Raw genomic sequence first — 26,300 nt, forward strand, 5'->3', positions numbered from 1 at the left:
TTGCTTTACTCTTCTGGGCCTATGAATCACCCTCACACACTCCTACTACTAATAGCGCAACAGCCAGTTGAAGTTAATAAGTCCGCGATTGTAGAGATACCAAATCCCTGCACCCAAAACGCCAAGCACAGCAATAATTCCACCAGCAAGAAGCGAATAAGCAAGTAAAGGATTTCGCTTAAATAATCCTTTTACACCTTTTGCTTCAGACTTCGCAACATCGTCATTATCGTTCAATTTCTGTCGGTACAAACTTTTAGCGAGCCTCTTGTTACTAATTTTTGAAACAAGACCTTTATGCTTTTTAGCTTTTCTTGGTAATTGTTTTCCAGAGTGTGAATTGTTCAATCCTAAACCACGACCACCAACAAAAGGATTTCCGCCAAAACGAGAAGGATCAGCAGGTTTTGGTGGATTATAAGGTACAAAAGGATCACCTTTTCTGCCTCGTGGATCCTTTTTTCCATTATCTTCGCGACCGTCAGCATACCCCATTGGCGTTTCTTGTGGATCAACACCAACAGCAACATGAATATTGCGAGTTACTGTAGAATTTCCGTCAGAAGCTTGGAATTGCAATGTGTAATATCCTGGTTCGTCGAAATCCCAATTTGCATGAGCATGCGTATTTGCAGGTATTGTATAATCTGTTGCTCCTTGAGTGGAGAAGATCTCTTTATCTCCGCCGCCCAAACCTCCAAACATCCAAACGCGTACGTTTCCAGGACCTTCAACTCCTGTTAGGCTCAATTGAGTTGGCTTATGCGGATTCATAGACTGATTATTCCAACCCATCCATGGCACACCATCAATTTGTGTTTGCGGTATACGATACACGCCGTTAGTTTTACCAGCATCACCAACCGCGAATACAACTGTGTCTGGGTCTCTAAATACGTGGCTTCCTGTCACATCTTCTTGCACAGCCATATCAACTTTATTTGAATCGCCAGTATATACAGCAATATCAACGTGACCGTGGTCTATAACAAGTTTGTCACCCTTGATGTCTTTGAACTTTGTCACAACAGATTGCTGCTTTTTAGTATCTTGCTTTCCGCTTTTAGTGTTATGTTCTGCATTAAAAAGACCACCGTTATTACTTCCAGCAAATCCTTGTTGTTGCATTTTTGCTCCAGGCCATGGAGTCACATAAACAGTGTTGTTGTTACCGTTAATGAAGAAAGATCCGTTGCTTTGTTGCACATTAATGCTGTGATCCTCACTTTGAGAATCGTCATTATCATCAGAATCTTCGTCGTCTTCGTCACCGTCAAAAGACGCGCCGTCATAATCAGCAAAATCCCCAGCTGTTACATCATGATTAGTTACATGGAATGTATAAGTCTGCTCAGAACTTTGTTCCTTGCCACCAATGGTAGCAGTAGCCTTCATTTTTAACTTGTACACGCCAGGACGGTTAAAAGACCAATACATGTGCGAATGCTTGCCGTTAGTATCAGCAATGTCAACATCTTTCGGCCATCCGTCAGCAGAGCCAAGCATTTTCTCATATTCCTCACCGCTGCGAATGTACATAAAAACTTCGCCGTTGTGTGGTGCTTCTATGCCAGTTAATGACAGTTTGACTGTTGGATCAACTGAAGTAGAACCAGCTCCCGTATATAACGGTCTAGTATCTAAACCTGGCCATAATGCACCAGTTTCCCCAGCTCCCGACTGATCAAAGAACCAGACTACACCTTCGCGAGTTGTTGCGTAGATTTCTTTTATTACCGGATTGTCCTCATCTTTGGAAAGCTGCATGATGTTTTTAGAACCGACTTCAAAAATAAGTCGATTCGTATCGTAACGAGTGCCATCATGATCTTTACTTTCAAATGCATCACCCAAGGTGCCTAATACCATACGCTGGTTTGCAGCATCAAAGAAAGTTGCAAAAACGTCAGTGTGACCTTTATACGCGTGGCAGATTACAGCTTTATTATCAGCCGCAGGTTGCGAAGCAGTACGATCCAATCTAGCAGCCGTACACGCTTCAAAATTGGCTTCTTTTATGGCGGTAAAATCTTTAGAAGATTTCTTTCCGCTTACAGCAGTTGTGTCACCGCCATTGTCAGCAAAAGCCGCTGGAGTTCCAACCATCATGCCACACAAGCACACGCCCACCAACAAAGCGCGAGATAATTTCTTTATACTATTACGAACCATTTTCGTCACACCATTATTTCCACTGAGTACCATCAGATTGCATATTGTCTGATTGAGAATATTGAGAATTATTAATTGGTGACATTACTGTAGTTTCTTGATCACGCACTAGATTTGACAAAGTACTGTCGCCATTCGCACTATTCACAGAATTTGCATTATTTGCATACTGTTGATTAGCTTGTGCAGAAGCTTGCTTAGCGAGCGCAAGATTTCGCGCTTTCTTGCTTTTAACTACAGCTATTAGCACAAAAATCACAATAATTACGGCAATGATAGACACAAAAATAGCTATGATCTGAAGAACTAAAGCTGTATCGTCACTGTTTTCAGATGCTTTGTGAGAGTGCTTATGCTTGTTGTGAAGAAGTTTGTGATGATTGTTAGTTTCATCTTTTGTGGATTGATTGTTGTCTTCTTCATCTTGATTCTCTTCATCACCTTCGTTGCCACTTGCTCCAGCAGCAGCGCCCGCACCTAAAGCAGCCTGCGGATCTGTATTGTCTCCAACTGCAAAATTAAGAACGCGAGTATCGCTTACTTTTCGTCCATTCTTCAATTTTCCGGAAAAAGTGAGCTTTACATGATAAATTCCAGGCTTAGAAAACACCCAATTCACGTGAGTATGAGCATTGGTTTCAATCCAGCTGTTTTGCGGATATCCTTTAGTACTATCCCAAAGTTGCTGTGGATTATTGTTGCCATTTTCTAAGTAAACGTGCAATTTACCTGGGCCGCTTACTCCTTCAAGCGAAAGATTAGCCCCTCGATCAAGCTCGTTAAGCACGCCACCTTCCTGCGTATTCCAACCAAGCCACGGCACATCAGGATTCTGAGTTTGTGGAATTACGTAAAGCTTTGTTCCTGGCTTTTCGCCAATAAAACTGTAAGCAGCGTCATCAGGCATAGGGATTATTGAATTGCTACCTAATTTAAATACCACATTTTCTGGGTCTCGCCACACTGGCTCATCGCCAGTATCGTCGCGAATTTTCAATTTCCATTTGCCGTCGATTAGCGTTGGTCCAAAATCAGCATGACCCGCTTGAATCATAACTGGCTGATTACCTTCAGTAGCATAAGCAGTTTCATGCATTGGATTTGGTACGCATAAAGATGTTACCAAAGCTACTAAAGAAAATATGAGCGCAAGCAATGCAGTAGAATATACATACTTTCTTTTTACTCGCAATGTTTCATTTTGTTTGTAATTCATTATTTAAACTTTCTAGTGATAATACGAATATTATTTACAACAATTTCAATTTGGAACGCATCAATGCTCCACATGCACCAGTTATTGTGCATAAGCCAACGCTCGCGCTTGAAACCGCAGCCGCAACCCACTTAGTTGAGGAACCGCTAGCTTTCTTATCCTCTGGATTATCTTCATACGCTTCATTAGGTTCTTCATCGTATTGCCTTGTACTTTGCGAAGCATGGCGTTCATTATTCTTAACAAAATCAGAGTTATTGACAGAACTATTTCTGGACTTATTGCCAGAATTATTATCTGTTCTCACGAAATTACGAACAGTCTGACCACTTTTCTTAGAGCTCTTGTTCTTAGTATGAGTTCCGCCAGAAGTTTGTCTCGATGAATTATTCAACGATTTTCCGCTTGAATTTTCTGTTCTCATAAAAGAGCTAGCGCTAGAACCAGAACCAGAACCAGAACCAGAACCATTTTGCGTATTATTTTTAGAACTATTCTTAGGATTATTCTTACGATTATTGCGATTATTGTTTGTGCGATTTAATTTTTTGCCAGATTTATTAAAGAAATTAGATTCGAATCGGAATCCACCGTTAGAGCTAGATCCGAGTAATCCAGAATTTGCAGCACCGCCGAATACGCCTTTCAAGAAGCTCCTGCCACCAGCAAAATGCTTAGTTTTATTTTTGCGCTTATTATGACGCTTATTATGTCTCTTACCATGGCGCTTTTTTCTATGAGGATTATCATCATCCTCCGAATCAGAACCACTTTGATCATCATCGCCATCATTGTTATGAGAGTGAGGAACACCCTTCATCTCAATAACATAATCGCAAAACTCATCAAACATTTTATTACGGTAAAGTTCACCGTTCTTTAAAATTAATGAAGGACGAATCGTTGCACCTTGCATTGTTGCATCAAGTTTTAGATCCAACTTGCTGCTCACAGCACCAGGAATGCGCTTAAATTCGCTTTCTCCTTCCTTTTTCATCAACCAAACATAGTCCTTAACAATGGAAGTTACAGGATTTGTAGGGTCATCGGTTGGCTCACCAGTAATGCCATCGGTTGCAACATGAGGGTTAAGCAATACTGTTTTCGCATGTAAAGTATCTCCTGGTTTGAAGCGCTTATACGGAGCAATTGCTTTTACTACAGGATGACCGTCAGCACCGTGATCTTCAACAACTATGGTTGCGGAGGCAGTATCTTTTCCAACTTGCGTTTTGCCTTCAGTTGCGTGAGCATACACTTTCATCTTGTTCATTGCAGGCTCAGCTGGAAGCTGCAATCTCTCAGCAAAAAGAGTGGTTCCATACGCGTCAGGGCCTTCGTCAGCGCGCACATATCTCCACTCAATGCGAGCACCCTTCGGCTTGTTAACTACTTTTAAGTCTAAACCGCCATAACCTTCGTATGAATGATAATGTGGATGAGGTCCGGAATCACGAATATTACCGATACGCATATCGCCGCCATCATCTTTATCCGTGTCTTTATGCTCTTCAGAAGCTTTGTGCGCTTCTTCATCATCATCAGGATTAATAAAATCACCGCGACGATGCAAATCAAGCGTTTCCGTAAGGCCAGCAGGAACTTCCCCTGAATATGTGTCTTCTACTTCAAACGTATATTCTGCAGGCTCAGTTGTAATCTGCTTTTTAGTGTTTTTATTTGTAATAGTTGCTGATACTTTTAGCTTATACACGCCAGGTTGCGTAAATCCCCAGTTTGCATGAACGTGACCGGCAGTATGTTGATGAATCACACCAGGTAGCATGAATCGACTGCCATCAGTATCAGGTTCGTCGTCTAAATCATTCTCTTCAAACGACAATTTCTTCGAATTTGTACCAATGCCACTGGTAGTCCAAAGCAGAATGCGACCGTTCATTGGTGCAGTAACTTGCTGAATTGCAATATCTGCTGTTGCGTCATCTGCGTGAGATGCGCCAACTAAAGATGCAGCATAACCTGTGTCCCAACCTGGGAAGAGAGGATTTCCTTTTTGGTTTCCAGAAATATCGAGATAGTAGTATTCAGTAGCGAGCGCAGGAAGCTGCGATTTTGTAGTATACGTGCTTTTTGCTACGCGCAAAGTAGTATTTTCAGGCTTTAAGAAAGTGGCACCATCTTTTTCGACGGCCATAATGAACTTACCCTTGTATTGAATTGGATAGAATACGTCCGTATGACCGTGACTTAGCACTTCCTTTTTTGTAGGATTGTATTTTTCGCCAGGATTACTATTTTCTAATGCAACCGCAGGTTTTGCAGCACTAAATCCTGATGCCAGCACGGCAAACGCAAGTATTGCAACACTTGCCATTGCAAAAGCGCGTTTCGCAATATTCTTAATGACCTGAGTCATAATTATTATTTCGCTCTCTACACTTCATCTTCTCTATTTCGCCTATTCGCGCTCTTCTTTCACGAATGACTATTGAAGATATCTTAACAACGTCTATCAATAATAATAATGATTCTCATTAATTGCAAGTCAACACTCCGAATAAACAAAAACGCTGGCAGCTTAAAGCAACCAGCGTTGATTATTTAATAATTTTTAATATTTTTAGCTAAAATCCTTAGCCTTCTACAATATCAGCATTAAGGCAAGTCTTAAAATGACGTAACGCCCACTCGTGCCCTGCAGGATCAAAACTTGCCACGGCATCCTTATGAACCACAATCTTAAATCCAAGATTATACGCATCAACAGCAGTGTGCAACACGCAAATATCCGTGCAAACTCCCACCAAATGCAACTCCTCAATGTGACGTTCGCGAAGCTTAATCAGCAAATCCGTGCCATTAAACGAAGAGTAGCGAGTCTTGTGAATGTAATACACATTGCTTTTATCTTTATTCGCTTCGTAAAAATCGCCAAGCGTGCCATATAACTTCTGGCCGTGAGTTCCGGCGATATTGTGAGGCGGGAAAAGCTTAGTTTCAGGATGATACGGATCGTTCAAATGATGCGTATCAATCGCAAAAACCACGAACTCACCAGCGTCAAGAAATTCCTGCGAAATCTCAGTAATACGCTTCTCGAGCTTTTGCGCAGGCTCGCCCACAGTAAGAGAGCCGTCGCTTGCCACGAAATCATTCGTATAATCAATGTTAATAAGGGCTTTATTCATACTTACTCCTTGCGATTATCACCATTTAATCACTACCTTGCGGCAAGTGCGATACTCTGCTGCTTCTTATGACTGTTTCCAACCACATTTGCCGGAAAAACTCCGGCTTTTGCGCGACGACCTGCTTTCGCTCTTGCTTGATGTGGCGCGAGTTTCGGGGGATTTCTCTCCTAGCGATTTTGTTTACGTTATTCTTGAGTATAGTCTATGAGTTTTGTAACTGATTTAGTTTTTCGGTTTTGACGAGGCTAGAAAATTTGTGTTTGCGTGCGTCCCGTCCTTCGGGCGCTCTGGCTGCTACAGGCGCTTATTGTGTTCGCCTATATTTAAAGAATGTAGCTTCTCAGTCCTCTTTTAGCACTGAACACAATTTTTCCAGCCTCTCAACACACTAAATGCCAACACAAAACTCATAGACTCGTTAAGTTTGTTACGAAAGTGCGTGGTTTACTAAGTGCAACTAAAGTCGCATATTTAAGCTGCGGGTTGGTGCAACTATCTATTTTTTTTATTGTCTGTTTAGTGCGAAAAATCTCAAATCTCTACCACACTGGTATTCGTATACTAAAGTCGCAAAACAAACTGTGGGTTGGTGTGTGGTAGGAGTGACTAGCGTGATGCGTGCGGCAGCATGGAGTATGAAAAAAGCGGGGAACAATCAAGTTCCCCGCTAGAAGATTAATGCGGCAGCGTGCTAGTCTCCCACACCCTATCGAGTGCAGTACCCTCGCCGTGTCAGGCCTTAGCTTCCGGGTTCGGAATGGGACCGGGCGTCTCACCTGAGCCATGACCACCGCAAAACTATATTATACACTCACCAACAGTGAGTGGCAACGTGGCGGTTTGGGAACCGGACATGAACGCGAGCAATAAAAGCTTTTACTAACCAATCGTTAAGCGAATCGTTTAATACTCCATGATGCTAGAAAATAATACTCAAGTTTCAAACTAGCCCCTCCCAAAAAAGCAGAAGGGAAGAATGTCACCATCGCCCGTTAGTACTGGTCAGCTCCACCCCTTACAGGGCTTCCACGTCCAGCCTATCAACCACGTGTTCTACATGGGGGCTCACACACTAAAGTGCAAGGAATGCTTATCTTGGAGCAGGCTTCCCGCTTAGATGCTTTCAGCGGTTATCCCTTCCGAACGTAGCTAACCGGCAGCGCCACTGGCGTGACGACCGGCATACCAGAGGTTCGTCCACCCAGGTCCTCTCGTACTATGGGCAGGTCTCCTCAACATTCCAACGAGCGCAGAGGATAGAGACCAAACTGTCTCACGACGTTCTGAACCCAGCTCGCGTGCCGCTTTAATCGGCGAACAGCCGAACCCTTGGGACCTGCTCCAGCCCCAGGATGCGACGAGCCGACATCGAGGTGCCAAACCATCCCGTCGATATGGACTCTTGGGAATGATCAGCCTGTTATCCCCGGGGTACCTTTTATCCGTTGAGCGATGCCACGTCCGTACGCCGGCACCGGATCACTATCTCCGACTTTCGTCCCTGCTCGACCCGTCAGTCTCACAGTCAAGCCCGCTTGTGCGATTACACTCAACACCCGATTGCCAACCGGGCTGAGCGGACCATTGAGCGCCTCCGTTACTCTTTAGGAGGCAACCGCCCCAGTTAAACTACCCGCCAGGCACTGTCCCTAACACGGATAACGTGCTGAGGTTAGACGCCAGATATGGAAAGAGCGGTATTTCACCTGTCGACTCCACGCAAGCTAGCGCCCACGCTTCACAGCCTCCCGCCTATGCTACACGATCCACACCTAACGACAATACCAAGGTATAGTAAAGGTCCCGGGGTCTTTTCGTCCTTCTGCGCTTAACGAGCATCTTTACTCGTACTGCAATTTCGCCGGGCTCCTGGCCGAGACAGTGGGGAAGTCGTTACGCCATTCGTGCAGGTCGGAACTTACCCGACAAGGAATTTCGCTACCTTAGGATGGTTATAGTTACCACCGCCGTTTACCGGGGCTTAAATTCACCGCTTCACCGAAGTTAACGGATCCTCTTAACCTTCCGGCACCGGGCAGGCGTCAGAGCGTATACAGCGGCTTACGCCTTCGCACGCTCCTGTGTTTTTGGTAAACAGTCGCTACCCCCTAGCTTGTGCCACCCCCAACAGCTCAACAGTGTGAAACCATATCACCATCAGGGGTCTCCCTTATGCCGAAGGCACGGGAGTAATTTGCCGAGTTCCTTGGCCAGGATTCGCCCGATCGCTTCGGTATACTCTACCAGACCACCAGTGTCGGTTTAGGGTACGAGCGGAATCACACCTCACGTTGAAGCTTTTCTTGGCAAGCAGGATCACCGGAATCAGCCTTACAGCCTACCCATCACGCCTCAGCTTTAACATCCCCCGGATTTACCTAGAGGACAGCCCACACGCTTAGCCACGGAAAACCACCTCCGCAGCCGGCTACCTACCCGCGTCACTCCCACGCTAACCTACTACCGATACGCTCCCAACACAAACAAGCCAACAACCCCGAAAGGAAGCCAGCTTGCAAATGAAGGTTAGTACTCTCAGATTCAGTTCGAACGGTGTAACACCGGTACGGGAATATCAACCCGTTCATCCATTCGACTACGCCTGTCGGCCTCGCCTTAGGACTCGACTCACCCGGGGACGACGAACGTGGCCCCGGAACCCTTAGTCATCCAGCGGACGGGATTCACACCCGTCTCTCGCTACTCATGTCTGCATTCTCACTCCTGTAAAGTCCACGACACGTTCACACGGCCGCTTCACCCCTTACAGGACGCTCTCCTACCCCGCATGAAATAAATCATGCAGCCGCGTCTTCGGTGGCGTGCTTAAGCCCCGCTACATTGTCGGCGCGGAACCACTAGACCAGTGAGCTGTTACGCACTCTTTCAAGGATGGCTGCTTCTGAGCCAACCTCCTGGCTGTCTATGCGACTCCACATCCTTTCCCACTTAGCACGCGCTTCGGGACCTTAGACGACGATCAGGGCTGTTTCCCTTTTGACGACGGAGCTTATCCCCCGCCGACTCACTGCCGTGATAAACCTAACAGGTATTCGGAGTTTGGCTGCTATTGGTACCCGGTATGGGCCCGCAAGCATCCAGTAGCTCTACCCCCTGTAAGCAATAACACGACGCTGCACCTAAATGCATTTCGGAGAGAACCAGCTATCACGGAATTTGATTGGCCTTTCACCCCTAACCCCAAGTCATCCCCCCAGTTTTCAACCTAGGTGGGTTCGGTCCTCCACACGGTCTTACCCGCGCTTCAACCTGCTCAGGGCTAGATCATCCCGCTTCGGGTCCAGGACATGCGACTAAAACGCCTTTTAAAACTCGCTTTCGCTACGGCTCCCCCACCCGGGTTAGCCTCGCCACATACCACTGACTCGCAGACTCATTTTTCGATAGGCACGCCGTCACCCCACAAGAAGGCTCCGACGGATTGTAAGCGCACGGTTTCAGGAACTATTTCACTCCCCTCCCGGGGTGCTTTTCACCTTTCCCTCACGGTACTAGTACACTATCGGTCAGACAGGAATACTTAGGCTTACCCAACGGTCTGGGCAGATTCACGCGGGATTCCACGAGGCCCGCGCTACTTGGGAATAAGCATAAAGAGACATCGCACGACAAGCTACGGGGCCATCACCCTCTACGGCTGGGAATTCAATCCCATTCACCTAGCACGACATTTTATCACTCTTCTCAACCCCGTCAGAGGCTGAACAACCAATCCCACGACCCCGAATGCGCAACACCTGACGGTTATCACACGCACCCGGTTTAGCCTGATCCGCTTTCGCTCGCCACTACTCACGGAGTATCCTTTCCTGCAGGTACTGAGATGTTTCACTTCCCTGCGTACCCCCCACAAAAACTGTGGTGACCACCCATAACAGTGGCCGGGTCTCCCCATTCGGAAATCCTCGGATCAAAGCCCACTCGGCAGCTCCCCGAGGCATATCGCAGCCCGTCACGTCCTTCATCGGTCCTGTCTACCAAGGCATCCACCATACGCCCTTACCAGTGACACACACCAGTAAGAAACCTAACAGCAAAATTCTCTAGACAACAAATCATCACACTAAACGATCACAAAACGATCAAGACGACTCCACCAAAATGGAGCCGGTCGAAAATCAGTAAAAGCAAAAACATGAAACCCTAAAAAGAATCTCACATAATCACTCGCGTCCACTATCCAGTTCTCAAACCACCACAACACCAAGAACCCAAGCCAAACACTCAAAAAGCATCAACCTGAAATCCAAGGATCGCAAAGGACCGCAACCCCAAAACAAGGGGGGTGGCAATCCGGGAACCCAAAAGCATGCCCAAACATACTCATTCAAAAAACGTTAACTATTGTTTTCCACACCAGTAACCACACTCAATCCGAGCGTGCACAAAAACTCCGTAGAAAGGAGGTGATCCAGCCGCACCTTCCGGTACGGCTACCTTGTTACGACTTAGTCCCAATCACGAGCCTCACCTTAGACGGCTCCATCCCAAAAGGGTTAGGCCACCGGCTTCGGGTGCTGCCCACTTTCATGACTTGACGGGCGGTGTGTACAAGGCCCGGGAACGCATTCACCGCGACGTTGCTGATTCGCGATTACTAGCGACTCCGCCTTCACGTAGTCGAGTTGCAGACTACGATCCGAACTGAGACCGGTTTTAAGGGATCCGCTCCATGTCACCATGTCGCATCCCGTTGTACCGGCCATTGTAGCATGCGTGAAGCCCTGGACGTAAGGGGCATGATGATCTGACGTCATCCCCACCTTCCTCCGAGTTAACCCCGGCGGTCCCCCGTGAGTTCCCGGCATAACCCGCTGGCAACACAGGGCGAGGGTTGCGCTCGTTGCGGGACTTAACCCAACATCTCACGACACGAGCTGACGACGACCATGCACCACCTGTGAACCTGCCCCGAAGGGAAACCACATCTCTGCAGCTGTCAGGCACATGTCAAGCCCAGGTAAGGTTCTTCGCGTTGCATCGAATTAATCCGCATGCTCCGCCGCTTGTGCGGGCCCCCGTCAATTTCTTTGAGTTTTAGCCTTGCGGCCGTACTCCCCAGGCGGGACGCTTAACGCGTTAGCTCCGACACGGAACCCGTGGAATGGGCCCCACATCCAGCGTCCACCGTTTACGGCGTGGACTACCAGGGTATCTAATCCTGTTCGCTCCCCACGCTTTCGCTTCTCAGCGTCAGTAACAGCCCAGAGACCTGCCTTCGCCATTGGTGTTCTTCCCGATATCTACACATTCCACCGTTACACCGGGAATTCCAGTCTCCCCTACTGCACTCTAGCCCGCCCGTACCCGGCGCAGACCCACCGTTAAGCGATGGGCTTTCACACCAGACGCGACGAACCGCCTACAAGCTCTTTACGCCCAATAATTCCGGATAACGCTTGCGCCCTACGTATTACCGCGGCTGCTGGCACGTAGTTAGCCGGCGCTTATTCGAAAGGTACACTCACCCGAAGGCTTGCTCCCAATCAAAAGCGGTTTACAACCCGAAGGCCTTCATCCCGCACGCGGCGTCGCTGCGTCAGGGTTTCCCCCATTGCGCAATATTCCCCACTGCTGCCTCCCGTAGGAGTCTGGGCCGTATCTCAGTCCCAATGTGGCCGTCCGCCCTCTCAGGCCGGCTACCCGTCGAAGCCTAGGTGGGCCATTACCCCGCCTACAAGCTGATAGGACGCGACCCCATCCCATGCCACTAAACACTTTCCCAACAAGACATGCGTCAAGTTGGAGCATCCAGCATTACCACCCGTTTCCAAGAGCTATTCTGGAGCATGGGGCAGGTTGGTCACGCATTACTCACCCGTTCGCCACTCTCACCAACCAGCAAGCTGGTCAGATCCCGTTCGACTTGCATGTGTTAAGCACGCCGCCAGCGTTCATCCTGAGCCAGAATCGAACCCTCCACGAAAAAATTCAATGAAGAGCCAACAAAAGGCTCCAAAAAATAAGAAAAAGACGAGACATTCTTTAAGGAAAGAACATCCCACAAAACCTCACCACCATTTAACCATCTCTCAGGCACCCCACAATCTGTGAGGCAGGCAATGAACTGGCAATAATTAACTAATAAGTAGTACAGACACGCTCTTGAGTTCTCAAACCACCACCACACCAGCCGGCTCAATCAACCCCAAAGAGAAGAACCAGCCGCGCTGAGCAGCAAGAGATAAACTTACACCAAACCCAACCAAAACGCAAACCCACCCCACAAATCAGCCACAAAAACGTTGGAAATACTAGCATCCTCCGGAGTGTCGAAAAACTAGAAAAAGTAACTAAAAATACGTGCGTTAAAGAAATCCGCCAAAGCAGCAATATTCGGCTCACCATATTGATCCACCAACTGCAACCAACGGCAAGCATTTTCTTCACCAAATCGTGCAGCTTTGCAACGATACTCTTCAACAGTCAAAAAACGAGGCGGAATAGACTTACTATTGTATTTATCCGCAACCATAACAATTTCTTGTTCAACAGTTTGCGGCTTATAGTCGTCCACAGGAAGCGGCAGGTTTTGCAGAGCAACCTGTTCGCGAGTCAACCCAACTCCAGTATGATTGCGCGCAAACTGGGCAGCTTCCTCGCTAAAACCACATTTAAGCAAATAGTTGTATCCACGCAATCCGTGCAAAATATAATTCGGACCGTCAAAACTCAATTCGCCATCAAAATTTGCGGATCCATCTTTCTTCAGCACAAAATACGTGCCAATATCGTGCAACATTCCACCAATAAAAGCAGCGTACTCATCAATAGGTTGCTTTGGCGCACGTCCACCTTTAATAGGCGGAAGATCAGAATAATTATCCCCAATAAGTTTTTTAATACAAGATTGTGCGAGTTTAGAACGCTCCAAAATAGAAGACGAACACTTTGTTTTAGACTCAAGCAACATATTGCAATGATGCGCAATTTGCCAAGAGATTGTGGCAATTACCACACAATGACCGTGAATAAGGTTGTAAGCAGATTCAGAAGGCGCAGTAGTGCGATGCAATTGCTCTACCTGGCTAAAATCAGGCAAATCGGCATTTTTTACTGCATCGCACTGTAGCGTTTCTTCTGAATTGTTACGCATTTTATTCACGATTCCGTATTCATGATTCTGTATTAACAATCATGTATTTACAATTCTTTATTCAAGATTCTTTATTTTCCGCACGCGCAGCATCTTCTACAGCCTGTACAACGGCATGAGTTACGTTGGCGGCGTCAAGATTAGTTTTATCGCCACTAAAATTCGCGTTAGATGCCTTTGCTTGCGCCTTAAGCGGCACAGGACTAATGTTCCCAGTGTTTGCAAGTTTTTCATCTGCAAACAGAACATTAGCTGCAGCAATATCACGAGCGTTCATAACTGCAGTCTGCTCCGCATCAGTAGGCCGAATATCAGAATCAGCCTGCGTGGCAGTTTCAACAGCTGAAGCGCCTTGCAACGATTGCACTGCACGCTGCGAATAATCTTCACGACTCAAGCGTGGAGGTCTGCGCGTAGAAACAAACAGCGGCTGCACTTCGACCACAGGATTATAAGGCGCCAAGCCGAACCACTTAACTGGAGTTCCAGCAATATGACGAATCGCATACTTCATTTTTAGTGACAATGCGCCACGCACAGAAATATTAGACTCCGGCATTAAAGCCTTATGCAGCAGAACGTAACGTATTGGACCAATATCTGGATCCGCATCAACCTTTGGATACACAGATTTTTGACGAGGAAGCTCGCCGGTATGCGACAAATCGTGCATAATTTGATGCAAATAAGCCGGTATAGATGGCGAAACCTTAAAACCTAACTTTATTTTTACACGGAACAAATAATCCGTACCAAAATTTTCGACGCAATACTCACGCGTAAACGGAGCGTCGTCGGTTTCCACAGATACAGCCCACCAAGCTCTAGCTCGCTTAGGATGGTCAGCAAAAATGGAGAAGAAAATTCCAGTATCAAGTCGCTTCATTTCGCGATCAGAAGTCAAGTAAACAATATTGTCGGCAAAATACGGAATTCTAAAATCACCATGTAGCTTATCGAGCACAGGCAGGAAGTCTTTAGGTTTCATATGCAAACGCTGCGATCGCTCTATCTTGGTACCGTCTTTCCAAGTAACCATGATTGTTAAAATCGAAGCTCCAAGAAGCATGGTAAACCAGCCACCGTGCATAAACTTTGCCATGGAAGCAATGAAGAACATAAGCTCAATCATTAGGAAGATTACAGCAAAAGCAAGAGCTGCAAAACGCTTCTTCTGATACCACATATGAACCGTAAGCAAAATGGTTGTTGCTAGCATTGTAAGCGTTAACGCCAAGCCGTATGCGCCAGAAATATGTTCAGAGTCGCGGAAAACAGCAAGCACTGTAATAGTCGCAACGCAAAGCACAACATTCACTACAGGAATATAAAGCTGTCCACGAGTGCGTGCAGGGTAACGAACCTGCAAATGCGGCATCCAATTAAGGCTAGTAGCTTCAGAGACCATAGTGTATGCACCAGTAATCAAAGCCTGAGAAGCAATAATGCCAGCCGTTACAGAAAGAATAACTGCAATATATCGAACATTAGGTTCGAGCATTTGGAAGAATGGATTTAATCCTTCAACAGACCACAATGATTTATCGTTCTGATGTTGCAGCATCCACGCGCCCTGCCCAAAGTAATTAAGCAGCAGAGCAACTTTAATAAACGGCCACGTTGCGTATACGTTTCCTCGACCAACATGGCCCATATCTGAATACAACGCTTCCGCACCAGTAGTAGAAAGGAAGATTACGCCCATAACTGCCAGACCCTGCACGTTGTGCGAGCTGAACAGGAATTCCACACCATAAATTGGGTTAAGCGCTTCAAAAATAGTCCAATCTTGGCCAATATTCATAACTCCAACTAGCGCAAGGAAAGCAAACCAAAGCATAACTACTATGCCGAATACTTTACCAATACGCTCAGTTCCGCGCTGTTGAACAGAAAACAGTATGACGATGATAACAACCGTAATCATCATCGACAAATTCTCGTTTTCTAAGAATATTGGTTTAAACGCTGCAATAGTGCGCAAACCTTCTACTGCGGAAGAAATAGAAACTGCAGGAGTTAGCACAGAATCTGCCAAAAATGCAGCTCCGCCAATCATTGCCGGTATTGCAAGCCACGCACCCTTTTTGCGCAAAAGTGAGTACAGTGCAAAAATGCCACCTTCGCCTTTGTTGTCGGTTCGCATTGCAACGAATACGTATTTGACTGTTGTAATCAACGTAATTGACCAGAATAAGAGCGAAAGCATGCCGAATACGGTTTCGCGATTAATATTTTGCAATCCGCCTTGACCGGCCAAAAAAGTTTGAGCAGTATACAAAGGCGATGTACCAATATCGCCATAAACAACACCAAGAGCCACAATAGCCATGCCCAAGGTAAAGCGGTCAGAGCTTGTTTGCAGCTTTGCCCACCATCTGCCTAAAGGACCTCTAACAGCACTGGCAACAAGCTTTTCTGCTTCCTTAACTTCCTGAGCCTGCTGTTGAGCCATTACTTTTCGCTCTTCACGAGTTGTTGTTTTTTGAGACACCTTTGGTGCCTTTGTAAAAGACGCAGCTCGTAATATAGCATCCTTCGAACTCTTAGTAGTCTTCGGACTCTTCTCGGAATCTTTCGCGCCGTTGCGAGGATCCTTTGTGCCATCTTGTGACGGCACAGTAGTGCGTGACTTCGTCATGCTTAATTGTTCCTCCTAGGTAAGGCTCTTCTTGATGCCACAAGAAGATGCAGTCACCTTGCCCTTCACAGTTTTATTTCCGTACTTGGATATTGTATACAACGATAGCTATATAGTGCAAAAAATCTTTAGAAATCGTTGAAAAATAAGGATTATTAAGATTGGCTTTTTGCTTAAAATCCGTAAATTTTCTTCGTGTTTTCTCTAGTTACTTTAGCCGCCTTCTCAAGCGAAATATCGAGTACATTAGCAAGCACTTGCAAAGTATACGGAACCATATAAGGCGCGTTTGGCCGCCCTCTGTAAGGCATTGGCGTTAAATACGGCGCATCTGTTTCTACAGTTATGTGACTTTCGCCAATAATCCTGGCAGACTTACGCAATTCTTCGTTTCCTTTGTAACTTAAAGTTCCGGAAAAACTTGCGTACCAGCCGTGTTCTTTTAGTATTTGGGCTAAATCTTCGCCGCCTGCGTAGCTATGAAACACTGTTCGTTCAGGCGCTCCGTCTTGTAATAAAACTTTTACTACGTCTTCGTGCGCGTCACGATCGTGAATTTGCAACGGAAGATTCAGCTCTTTTGCGAGCGCAATATGGTCACGAAAAGCTTCTCTTTGTGCAAGCCTCGCAGACTCTCCTGTGCGAAAATAATCCAAACCGGTTTCTCCTATTGCAACAACTTCTTTTGGATGCGCAATTACAAGCGAACGCAAATGTTGCATAGCTTCGTCGAATGGAATATCGTGATACGGCTTATAAACTATTGGCAATCCGTCTGGACCTTGTGCTCCCCTGTGTCCGTGTAAAACGGCTTCGTTTGGGTGTATTGCAATTGCTGCACGAACGCAAGCCGCGTGTGATGCGGCAAACGAAATTGTCGGCTCCCAGTCTGGGTATTCGCAACCTACTTCTAGCATGTTGGAAACTCCAGCAGATTTTGCTTGCTCAACCAGATTATCTGTAGTTGGTTCTGCTATTAAGTCGCGTCCTTTTTCTGCTAATTCTTGGTTAAGATTATGCGCAAAATCAACGACACTAAGCATATGCGTGTGGTCGTCCGCAATTGTTACGCCGCTTTTTATTAGATTTTCCCATACTTTAGATTCTTCGGTTAATTCAGGCGCCCAATTATGCTCGCGATGATGTTTACTCATATTTTTAAGTCTACTCGCAAATAAAACAGTATTTTTACCAGCGATTTTTCTTCCAGCGATTTTCTACAAATACTTTTCTACAAATACTTTGTATGCTTACAAAATTGTTTTGCGAATTGCGTCGTATTGAGATTTAACAAGGCGATAGTAAGATCCTTTTTCTTCCATAAGTTCCTCATGCGTACCGCGCTCAACAATTTCACCATGGTCTATTACGCAAATCAAATCAGCATTTTCAATAGTAGAAAGCCTGTGTGCGATTACAAAAGACGTACGATTTTTAAGCAACTGAGCCAATCCTGCTTGTAGAGCTTCTTCCGTACGCGTATCAATATTGCTGGTTGCTTCGTCGAGGATCAAAATACGAGGATCTGCCAAAAGTACGCGCGCAAAAGAAATAAGCTGCCGTTGACCTGCGGAAAGAGTAGCTCCTCGCTCCTCAATTTCAGTGTCGTAACCTTTATCCATTTCACTAATAAACTCGTGCGCGTGAACAGCTCGAGCCGCCGCCTCAATTTCTTCGTCAGTTGCGTCTAGTTTTCCGTATCGAATGTTTTCGCGCACAGTTCCGCTAAAAATAAAGCTATCTTGCAGCATTACGCCCATTTGTTTTCTAAGCGACGCTAAGGTTACTGAGCGCACATCGTGGCCGTCTATAGTAATCGAACCTTCTGAAACATCGTAGAATCTAGAAAGAAGACTTACTAAAGTAGTTTTTCCAGCTCCTGTTGGGCCTACTAAAGCAACGGTCTGCCCAGGCGAAACGTGCAAGTCAACCAGGTTCAAAATCGGCCTTCCGCCTTCTTCGTAACGAAAAACAACGTCGTTTACATCGACCTTGCCACTAATTTGCGGCAATTCTTTAGCATCCGGCTTATCTACAATATTCGGCTTAATTCTTAGAGTTTCAAAAATTCGCTCCAAATAAACTGAGCATGTTACGAGCTGCGTGTAAAAGTTTCCAATATTTACTACTGGATCCCAAAATGTAGTCGAGTACCATACGAATGCTATAAGCGTTCCCGTGCTCACGTTCATTCCGCCTAAATTCGACACTCCAACGTAGTACAAAAGCGCTATTGCAGCGGTTTCAATAACTGAAGCTCCAGGCCAAAGCAGCATTTGAAACCTAACGTTTCGCATCCATGCGCTTCTTACTTCTGCTTGCTGATTCTGAAAAGTTTCGTATGCTGCAGACTCTCTTGCAAAAGTTTGCGTTGTTTTTACGCCTGCAATTGATTCGTGCAAATACGCGTTTAAATTACTTTGCTTGTTTGATAGTTTTTTAGACGCTTTTCGTTGCAGAATTTGCAAAACGCGCGTCCAGATTATAAATATTGGAAATAGCGCTAAGCTCCACAACGCCATTCGCCAATCTATAACGAACATTGTTATTAATGTAATAATCAGCACAAAAACGTCTGAAAATACGTTAATAAATCCCGAAGAAAGCGTATCCGAAAGCGTGTTTATGTAGTTTACTATGCGAATCAGAATCTTTCCGTGCGGGCGCGAATCAAAATAATCAAAAGATAACGATTGCACATGCGTAAAAATATCGCGGCGCATGTCTCTAATTATCATCTGCCCAATTCGCGTAATTGCAAGCGTTCTGTACGCTAAGCCCAGCTCATACAGCACAATAAGCACAATAAAAACCGCAATAATTGCGTATAAGTACGTGTAGCTTTTCTGCGGCAATACCACGTCGATTAGCATTTTTGTAATCATTGGCATTGCTGTCATAATTATGCTTCCGCTTATAACTACCAGAATTACGAGTAGAAGTTTAGTTGCGTACGGTTTCATGTATTTTTTAACGCGCATAAGCTCATGCACATTCACATGCTCTTCTTGTTCTTCGTCTTCGCGATAAGTGTTTCGTTGCGCCATTTCTACTCCCCCTTCGTTTCAAATCCTGCAGATTTGCCGCTTTGCAATCCAAGCTGCTTCCTGTAAATCTCCCAGTATCTTCCATGCTGAGCCACAAGCTCCGCGTGAGTGCCTCGCTCTACGATTTTGCCGTGATCTAACACAACAATCATGTCTGCATCTTTTACGGATGAAATTCTGTGCGCAATTGTGATTACAGTGCGCGTGCCGTCGAGTTTCTTTAGCTCTTGCTGAATATGCTCTTCTGTTTCCATATCTACAGCAGAAGTTGTGTCATCCATAATTAGGATTGCAGGATCGTTTGCTAAAGCGCGAGCTAAGCTTAAGCGTTGCTTTTGGCCGCCAGAAAGACCAACTCCGCGCTCTCCTACTACAGTTTCGTAACCTTCTGGCATGCTCATAATAAAATCGTCAGCCGCTGCGATTCTAGCCATTCTGCGAATCGTATCGTCTAGTTCTTTGCAATTTTCTTTATCTTGAGGCAAACCGAAGCCAATATTTCCTGCAATCGTGTCCGAAAACAGGAAAGTTTCCTGAGCTACTATGCTAACTTCATTTCGCACAGTTTCCAGAGGCCATTCGCGCACGTCTTTTCCGTCAATTAAAACGCGGCCACGCGTCGGGTCGTAGAATCTTGCAATAAGACTTACAAGAGTTGATTTGCCAGATCCGGTTTCACCAAGAATACCAAGTTTGCTTCCGGCAGGAACACTTAAATCAATATTCTTTAAGATTGGCGAGTCTTGATCGTCCGGGAACGCAAAATCAACATTCTCAAAAGTGATTTCGCCTTTTACTTTAACGCTTGCTTCCGCTTCTTTTGGAAGATTAATATGCGATTTTTGCGTAAGAAGCTTACGAATATTAACGCAGCCCGCGTTAAAACGCTGCCAGTCGTTAATAAGCCATCCCGTCATTCGTACAGGCATATTAAGCATCCAAAGGAAGCTGTTAAAAGTAACGAATGTTCCTAAAGTCATGCTGCCGTTCAAAACAAGCCATCCGCCGAAGCCAACTGTTATAAGCTCGAGCACAAATCCCATTCCGTCAAGCCAAGGCATGTATTTTTGCGTGTTTTTTGCAAGCGTAATATTTCGATTAAAGTAGTCTTCGTTACATTCGTCGAATTTTTTGGTTTCGTAAGCCTCGCGCACAAAAGCTTTTACAACACGATTACCTTCAATATTTTCTTCCACCATTGAATTCATGCGCGCAAAAGATTCGCGAATTGCAAGGAATTTTGGCCTAGCTTTTTTGCCCATAACTCTTGCAAGCAGGAACAAAAATGGAGTAATTGCTATAAGCGCTAAAGCAAGCTGCCATTGGATTGAAAACATTATTACTAGCGCAAGCACGAACATTACTAAGCAATCTAACGCCATATACGAAACCCAGCTTAGAATATGGCGAATCGCATCCGTATCCGACGTCATTCGGCTCATAATATCGCCTGTGCGCGTGTGATTAAAGTACGTGAAGTCCAAAGAGTGCAGCTTTTCGTACTCGTCGCTTACTAGGCGGTACACTGCGTTTTGGCCAAATCTTTCCATTTGAAGCTGGTAAATGTACCTTGAGCCTACGCGAATAATCATCATTGCAACCATCAGTACACATACGCCAACAAGCAGATTATGCTGTTTACCAATAATGATTTTGTCTACAATAAAGCCCGAAAGCAGTGGCATTGTCATTGCCATTGTGTCGTTAATTGTAAAAAGTATAAGCGATACGCCTACTCTCCACATGTCTTGCTTGCAGTATTGCAATACCCAGCGCACGTTACTCGCGTCTTTGCGTTTATTTGGGTTGACGTACATGCGCCGGATTCTCCTTTGTTTGATTTTGCGATTTATTTTTATTAAGTTTTATTAAGTTTACATTATTTTATGCGCGATTATTTTTTACGCGATTATTTTTTACGCGATTGCATGCAAAAAGATGTGGCGCGCAGTCAAAAGACTACACGCCACATTCTAAGTTAAGCAATCAGCTTAGTAAACTTGCGCGAATTGTCGCTACAAATTTACTTACTTCTGCCAGCCCATATCCTCTGGGTAGGTGGTTGCGTAACCAGCAGGGCCGTTGTTAGCAAAGCCCTTCTTGAACACCTGGTAAATAGGAGGAGCGGAAACTGGAAGAGTGCCGTACAAAGCAAGAGCTGCAGATTCTGCCTTGTTGGAGTACTCAGTCTGTTCCTTGTAATCGTAGGTCTTGCCGACCTTATCGAGCATGGCATCAATCTTCTTGTTGCCAACGAGACCGAGGTTGGAATCGCTGTCAGACTTGTAAACCTGGCTTGCTGAAGACAAGAAGCTCAATGGAGATGTGGACTGCCATGCCAATGGAAGCACCTGGTACTTGTGAGAAGCAACAACCTCGGAGAACTTAGCAACAGCCTGGTTCACAGTCTTGCACTTGATGCCAGCCTTCTTCATCATGGCCTGGAATGCGTTAGCAAGAGCTGCCTGAGTAGAATCGTCGCCGAAGAAGGTGAAGGAAATCTCAAGAGTCTTGCCATTCTTGGCGTAGTAGCCATCCTTGCCCATCTTGTAACCAGCAGCTTCAAGGGTCTTCTTAGCGTTTTCGGTGTTGTACTTGCCGTCAGCAGGAAGATTGTTCTTGTAGCCAGCCTGGAACATGGATAGAAGCTCAGAACCTGGCTGCTCGCTCTTCCAGTTCATGCCCTGGAACTGAATCTTGTTGTAGGTAGCAACGTCGAATGCCTGAACAATAGCCTTACGAACTGCAAGCTCGTTAAGTGGCTTGGACTTGGCGTTGAAGTTAAGCACGCGAACCTTGGTGCTGTAGCCGTAACGGAGCTGAGCGCCCTTAACGCTACGAGCAGACTTGATTGCGTCCTTAGCAGAAATGCTATCGGTTACAGCGTCGATTTCGCCGTTCTGGAAGGCGTTCAAAGCTGCGGTATCTTCCATACGCTTTACAACGACCTTATCGAGCTTTGCCTTCTTACCCCACCACTTTGGATTGCGGGTGAAAACAACCTGATTTTCGGTTGCGGATTCAATCTGGAATGGACCTGCACCCCACTCGTTGTGAGGATTGTTTACCCAACCCTGGTTGAAGGTCTTAACGTCACCGGCCTTTGGATGAACCAGTGGAGCGAAAAGCATTTCCCATGTTGCGCATGGCTTCTCATAAGTCACTATAACCTGCTTTGGAGTGGAACCTTGTTCAACACTCTTGATGCAGTCATAGCCTTCAGTACTTGGGACGGAGTAATCCTTGTTCTTTCCGTTCAAAGCCTGCCAAGTAGCCTTAAATGCGGTGTAATCAATATCAGTGCCGTCATTCCACTTGGCCTTTGGGTTCAAGTTGTACTGAACAACGAGTGGCTTATCGCTAACCTTCTTGACGGAAGTGATGTAGTCAGGGTTGTACTTAAGCTTTTCACCCTTAACGGTGTCATAAGCCATAAGATTTGGCTGGTAGAAGCCCCACAAAGTAGCCATGTAACTAGAATTACCATCGTTAGAAGCGTAATTCCAGTTTGGGCCGAGAACAGGAAGAGCAACGGTGTAAGTGCCGCCGTCCTTAACGTTGTCACGTGCCTGTGGATTATCGTAACGCTTGTTGACATCTGGCATTGGAAGTTCGCCAGTGTAAGAAGTGTCAACACCAGCAGCTGGCTCTTCAGTCATACCTGCTTTACCAGCATCGTTAGTAGCACCACCGCAAGCGCCGAGCAGCATCGCAACAGAAAGTGCAGCTGCGGCAAATACAGTCAGTTTACCTGCATTTGTATTTTTCATGATTCCTCTCATTCCCCGGATGATGTCCGTCTTCCGGTATGTTGTATGAGTATATACAACTCTATGACATTCGACAAATCGTTTTCACAAAATATTGATTTTTTTCTTTTTAAGTTTATGAAAATTAGGTAAAAAAGAATAATTTATTATCTATAATGGGCAAAACAGAAAATTTTTTAGTTTATTTTTGCTAAAAAACAAAATATATTACGTTTTTTAAATTTATGTTACACAATAAAAAATCGCGCATGTTGTAATAAACATGCGCGACTAAGTAATTTATTCAGATTGATGAAGATTAACTAAAATCGACAAGTCATGAATTACCTAACATCGTCAAAATTATCTTCTTCAGAAAGAATAATACGCTTACGGTTCTTCTCAATTGTAGGATCCGGAATTGGCACAGCGCTAATCAAAGCCTGAGTGTAAGGGTGCTTTGGATTATCAAACACCTCATCCGTTTCACCAGATTCAACAATTCGACCGTGATACATAACAGCAATTCGGCTAGAAATATGTCGAACAACAGCCATGTTGTGAGCCACGAACAAGTAAGCAACGCCAAGCTTATCCTGCAAATCTTCAAGCAAGTTAATAATTCCAGCCTGAATAGAAACATCCAAAGCAGAAACAGGCTCGTCAAGAAGCAAAAGCTTAGGATTCACAGCCAAAGCACGAGCAATAGCAATACGCTGACGCTGGCCGCCAGAGAACTGAGTTGGGAAGCGATCTACCTGATCAGGATTCAACTCAACAAGCTGCATAAGTTCAGCAATACGTTGGCGAATTTCTTCCTTCGACTTCTTTTGCACGAGCAAAGGCTCTGCAAGAATATCGTAAACCAACATACGTGGATCAAGAGAGCTCATTGGATCCTGGAATACGTACTGAATCTTAGAACGAAGTTCGCGACGCTGCTCACGAGTCAACTTATCGTTCAACTCAGTACCAAAAACTGTAATAGAACCAGACTCAGGTTTCTTCAAGCTCATAATTTCCATCAAAGTCGTGGACTTACCAGAACCAGACTCGCCAACCAAAGCAACAGTTTCGCCTTCACGAACTTCAAGATCAATGCCGTCAACAGCACGAACCTCACCAACCTTACGGCGCAAGAAGCCGCCGCTAGTAATTGGGAAGGTCTTAACCAAGTTCTTAACATCCAAAACAACTTTTCGTTGCTCACGAGGAATGCCATCAAACATAGGCTTGATTGGCCTTTCAGTTTCAGCGTGGAGCAAGGCGCGAACTGTTTCACTTTCGGCTTCAAGGCCCATCATTGTGCCGTCGTCCCCACCTTTTTCTTCAGCCATAAGCATATCCATAGTCGGCTTAGAAATTGGGGTTAAGCGGCGAGTGCGCTTTTGGTCAACGCGAGGAACAGCACCGAGCAAGCCGATTGTGTAAGGCTGAGTTGGGTGAGCAAAAATCTCTTCAACGCTATTATGCTCAACCAAATGGCCCGCGTACATAACAATAACTTCGTCTGCAACGCCAGCAATAACGCCCAAATCGTGAGTAATGAAAATCATTGCAGCGCCAGTTTCTTTCTGGGCCTTCTTCAAAACTTCCAAAACCTGAGCTTGGATTGTAACATCCAAAGCGGTAGTAGGCTCGTCTGCAATAATAATATCCGGATCGTTAGCAATTGCCATAGCAATCATCACGCGCTGGCGCATACCACCAGAAAACTCGTGAGGGAAAGCCTTCAAACGCTCAGCAGGCTTAGTAATACCAACCAAATCAAGCAATTCAATAGAACGCTCGCGAATCTGCTCTTCGCTCATGCCCGGGTTATGAATAACCAAAGCTTCCTTAAGCTGATCACCAATAGAGAAAACTGGAGTTAAAGCAGAAAGAGGATCCTGGAAAACCATGGCAATATTCTTGCCACGAATCTTACTCATCTCTAAATCGGACTTAGTTAAAAGCTCTTCGCCCTTATACTTCACAGAGCCCTTAACGCTTGCGTTTTTATCCAGCAAGCCCATAACAGCCAAGGACGTGACCGACTTACCAGAACCAGATTCGCCAACGATACCAATAGTCTTTCCGCGGTACAAATCAAAATTCATTCCGCGCACAGCATGCACAGTACCAGCTTCAGAAGCGAAGCTAACCTGCAAATCACGTACAGAAAGCAATGGTTCGTTGTTTTGATCTTGCATCGTAGTTTCTTCCTTAATTGCGTTATTATCCATATCAGTCATGTTCATACCCCCAATCAAGCCCTACTCGGCCTTACCAACAGACTTAGAATATGGATCGATAGCATCGCGCAAGCCATCTCCAATAAGCTGCACAGAGAAGGTTAACAAAACCAAAACTGCAGACGGCACCAAAAGTACCCAAGGAGAAGTCTGAACTACGCTTTGACCAGCATTTAGCAAAGTACCAAGAGAAGTATCTGGAGCCTTAATACCAAGACCCAAGAAGCTTAAAGCGGTTTCGCCGTTAATCGCACCAATAACACCAAGAACCGTGTTAATAATCAACACAGAACCCAAGTTTGGAACCAAGTGGCGAACAATAATTCGGAAGGAAGAAACACCTTCGAACTTAGCTGCGCGAACATACTCGCGCTCACGCAGGCTCAAAGTCAACGTACGAAGAGTACGAGCGTAACCAATCCAACCAAAAGCAGTTAAGCCAAATGCCAACCACAACCAATCGCTACCACCACTAGAAGCACTAATGATTAAAGCAATCAGCAGGAAGGAAGGAACAATCAGCAGCATGTCCAAAAGCCACATACCAACCTGCTCGAACCATCCTTCGAAGTAAGAAATAGCAGTACCAACCAAAGCAGCAATAACTGTAATGGTAATAGAGCTAACAATACCAATGGAAAGTGAACGGCCAAGTCCGCGCACAACCATTGCATACATATCTGAGCCGCCTGGCGTAGTGCCGAGCCAATGCTCTGCAGAAGGAGGCGTTGCGAGAGAAGAAAAGTCTGGTTCGTCATAACTCCACTTTGAAATCTTTGAGCCAAACAAAGCAAAAAGAATCAAAATTACGAGCATAACCAAGCCAACAACAGCTGATGGTCGACGGAAGAAACGACGCGTGTAAAGCGTCATCTTTCCAGTGCGCTTAAAATTGCCCCATGCGTTAGAAGTAGCCGTTTTATTTGCAGCAGACTCAAGAGGTTCTGAAGATACATCTTTTTTATTCATGTC

General features: G+C 45.5%; 12 protein-coding genes and 3 rRNA genes. All 15 read right to left on the reverse strand.

Annotation, left to right across the window (positions count from 1 at the left end; genetic code table 11):
* Positions 1 to 48 precede the first annotated feature (48 nt).
* The 15 genes from HXT35_RS02790 to HXT35_RS02860 all read right to left on the reverse strand — a co-directional run bounded on the left by HXT35_RS02790 (position 49) and on the right by HXT35_RS02860 (position 26,297).
* The gene (locus HXT35_RS02790; protein WP_004129143.1) at positions 49 to 2,172 is read right to left on the reverse strand and encodes a choice-of-anchor M domain-containing protein; all 2,124 of its coding nucleotides are present in this window, start codon (positions 2,170 to 2,172) and stop codon (positions 49 to 51) included.
* A gap of 13 nt (positions 2,173 to 2,185) precedes the next feature.
* Positions 2,186 to 3,388, reverse strand: a complete 1,203-nt coding sequence (locus HXT35_RS02795; RefSeq protein ID WP_004129144.1) for a TIGR03773 family transporter-associated surface protein — start codon at positions 3,386 to 3,388, stop codon at positions 2,186 to 2,188.
* Between the two features lie 34 nt (positions 3,389 to 3,422).
* The gene (locus HXT35_RS02800) at positions 3,423 to 5,765 is read right to left on the reverse strand and encodes a choice-of-anchor M domain-containing protein (RefSeq protein ID WP_004129146.1); all 2,343 of its coding nucleotides are present in this window, start codon (positions 5,763 to 5,765) and stop codon (positions 3,423 to 3,425) included.
* 217 nt (positions 5,766 to 5,982) lie between these two features.
* Positions 5,983 to 6,537, reverse strand: a complete 555-nt coding sequence (locus HXT35_RS02805; RefSeq protein WP_004118531.1) for a cysteine hydrolase family protein — start codon at positions 6,535 to 6,537, stop codon at positions 5,983 to 5,985.
* A 681-nt stretch (positions 6,538 to 7,218) separates the two neighbouring features.
* Positions 7,219 to 7,335, reverse strand: a 5S ribosomal RNA gene (gene rrf / locus HXT35_RS02810).
* A 178-nt stretch (positions 7,336 to 7,513) separates the two neighbouring features.
* Positions 7,514 to 10,574 (reverse strand): 23S ribosomal RNA (locus tag HXT35_RS02815).
* 386 nt (positions 10,575 to 10,960) lie between these two features.
* Positions 10,961 to 12,487 (reverse strand): 16S ribosomal RNA (locus HXT35_RS02820).
* Together the 16S, 23S and 5S rRNA genes form the textbook arrangement of a ribosomal RNA operon.
* Positions 12,488 to 12,841: 354 nt before the next feature.
* Positions 12,842 to 13,657, reverse strand: a complete 816-nt coding sequence (locus HXT35_RS02825; protein WP_004129217.1) for an HD domain-containing protein — start codon at positions 13,655 to 13,657, stop codon at positions 12,842 to 12,844.
* 61 nt (positions 13,658 to 13,718) lie between these two features.
* Complete coding sequence (locus tag HXT35_RS02830) at positions 13,719 to 16,298, reverse strand: KUP/HAK/KT family potassium transporter (protein ID WP_421787771.1); 2,580 nt, start codon at positions 16,296 to 16,298, stop codon at positions 13,719 to 13,721.
* 173 nt (positions 16,299 to 16,471) lie between these two features.
* Positions 16,472 to 17,452: a TatD family hydrolase gene (locus HXT35_RS02835; protein WP_004129220.1), complete on the reverse strand. Its 981-nt coding sequence runs from the start codon at positions 17,450 to 17,452 to the stop codon at positions 16,472 to 16,474.
* A gap of 96 nt (positions 17,453 to 17,548) precedes the next feature.
* Entirely contained in the window at positions 17,549 to 19,345 is a 1,797-nt protein-coding gene (locus HXT35_RS02840) for an ABC transporter ATP-binding protein (RefSeq protein ID WP_004129223.1), read from the reverse strand.
* Positions 19,346 to 19,347: 2 nt separating this feature from the next.
* Entirely contained in the window at positions 19,348 to 21,162 is a 1,815-nt protein-coding gene (locus HXT35_RS02845; RefSeq protein ID WP_004129225.1) for an ABC transporter ATP-binding protein, read from the reverse strand.
* A 210-nt stretch (positions 21,163 to 21,372) separates the two neighbouring features.
* Positions 21,373 to 23,115 carry an ABC transporter family substrate-binding protein gene (locus HXT35_RS02850; protein ID WP_004129227.1) on the reverse strand — a complete coding sequence of 581 codons (1,743 nt, stop codon included), beginning with the start codon at positions 23,113 to 23,115 and terminating at the stop codon, positions 21,373 to 21,375.
* A 323-nt stretch (positions 23,116 to 23,438) separates the two neighbouring features.
* The gene (locus HXT35_RS02855; RefSeq protein ID WP_004129230.1) at positions 23,439 to 25,328 is read right to left on the reverse strand and encodes an ABC transporter ATP-binding protein; all 1,890 of its coding nucleotides are present in this window, start codon (positions 25,326 to 25,328) and stop codon (positions 23,439 to 23,441) included.
* A 21-nt stretch (positions 25,329 to 25,349) separates the two neighbouring features.
* Positions 25,350 to 26,297, reverse strand: coding sequence for an ABC transporter permease (locus HXT35_RS02860; protein WP_004129231.1), 948 nt, complete (start codon positions 26,295 to 26,297; stop codon positions 25,350 to 25,352).
* Between the last annotated feature and the right edge of the window lie 3 nt (positions 26,298 to 26,300).

This window comes from Gardnerella sp. DNF01141 (assembly GCF_049244255.1).
GTDB classification, from domain to species: Bacteria; Actinomycetota; Actinomycetes; order Actinomycetales; family Bifidobacteriaceae; genus Bifidobacterium; species Bifidobacterium vaginale_E.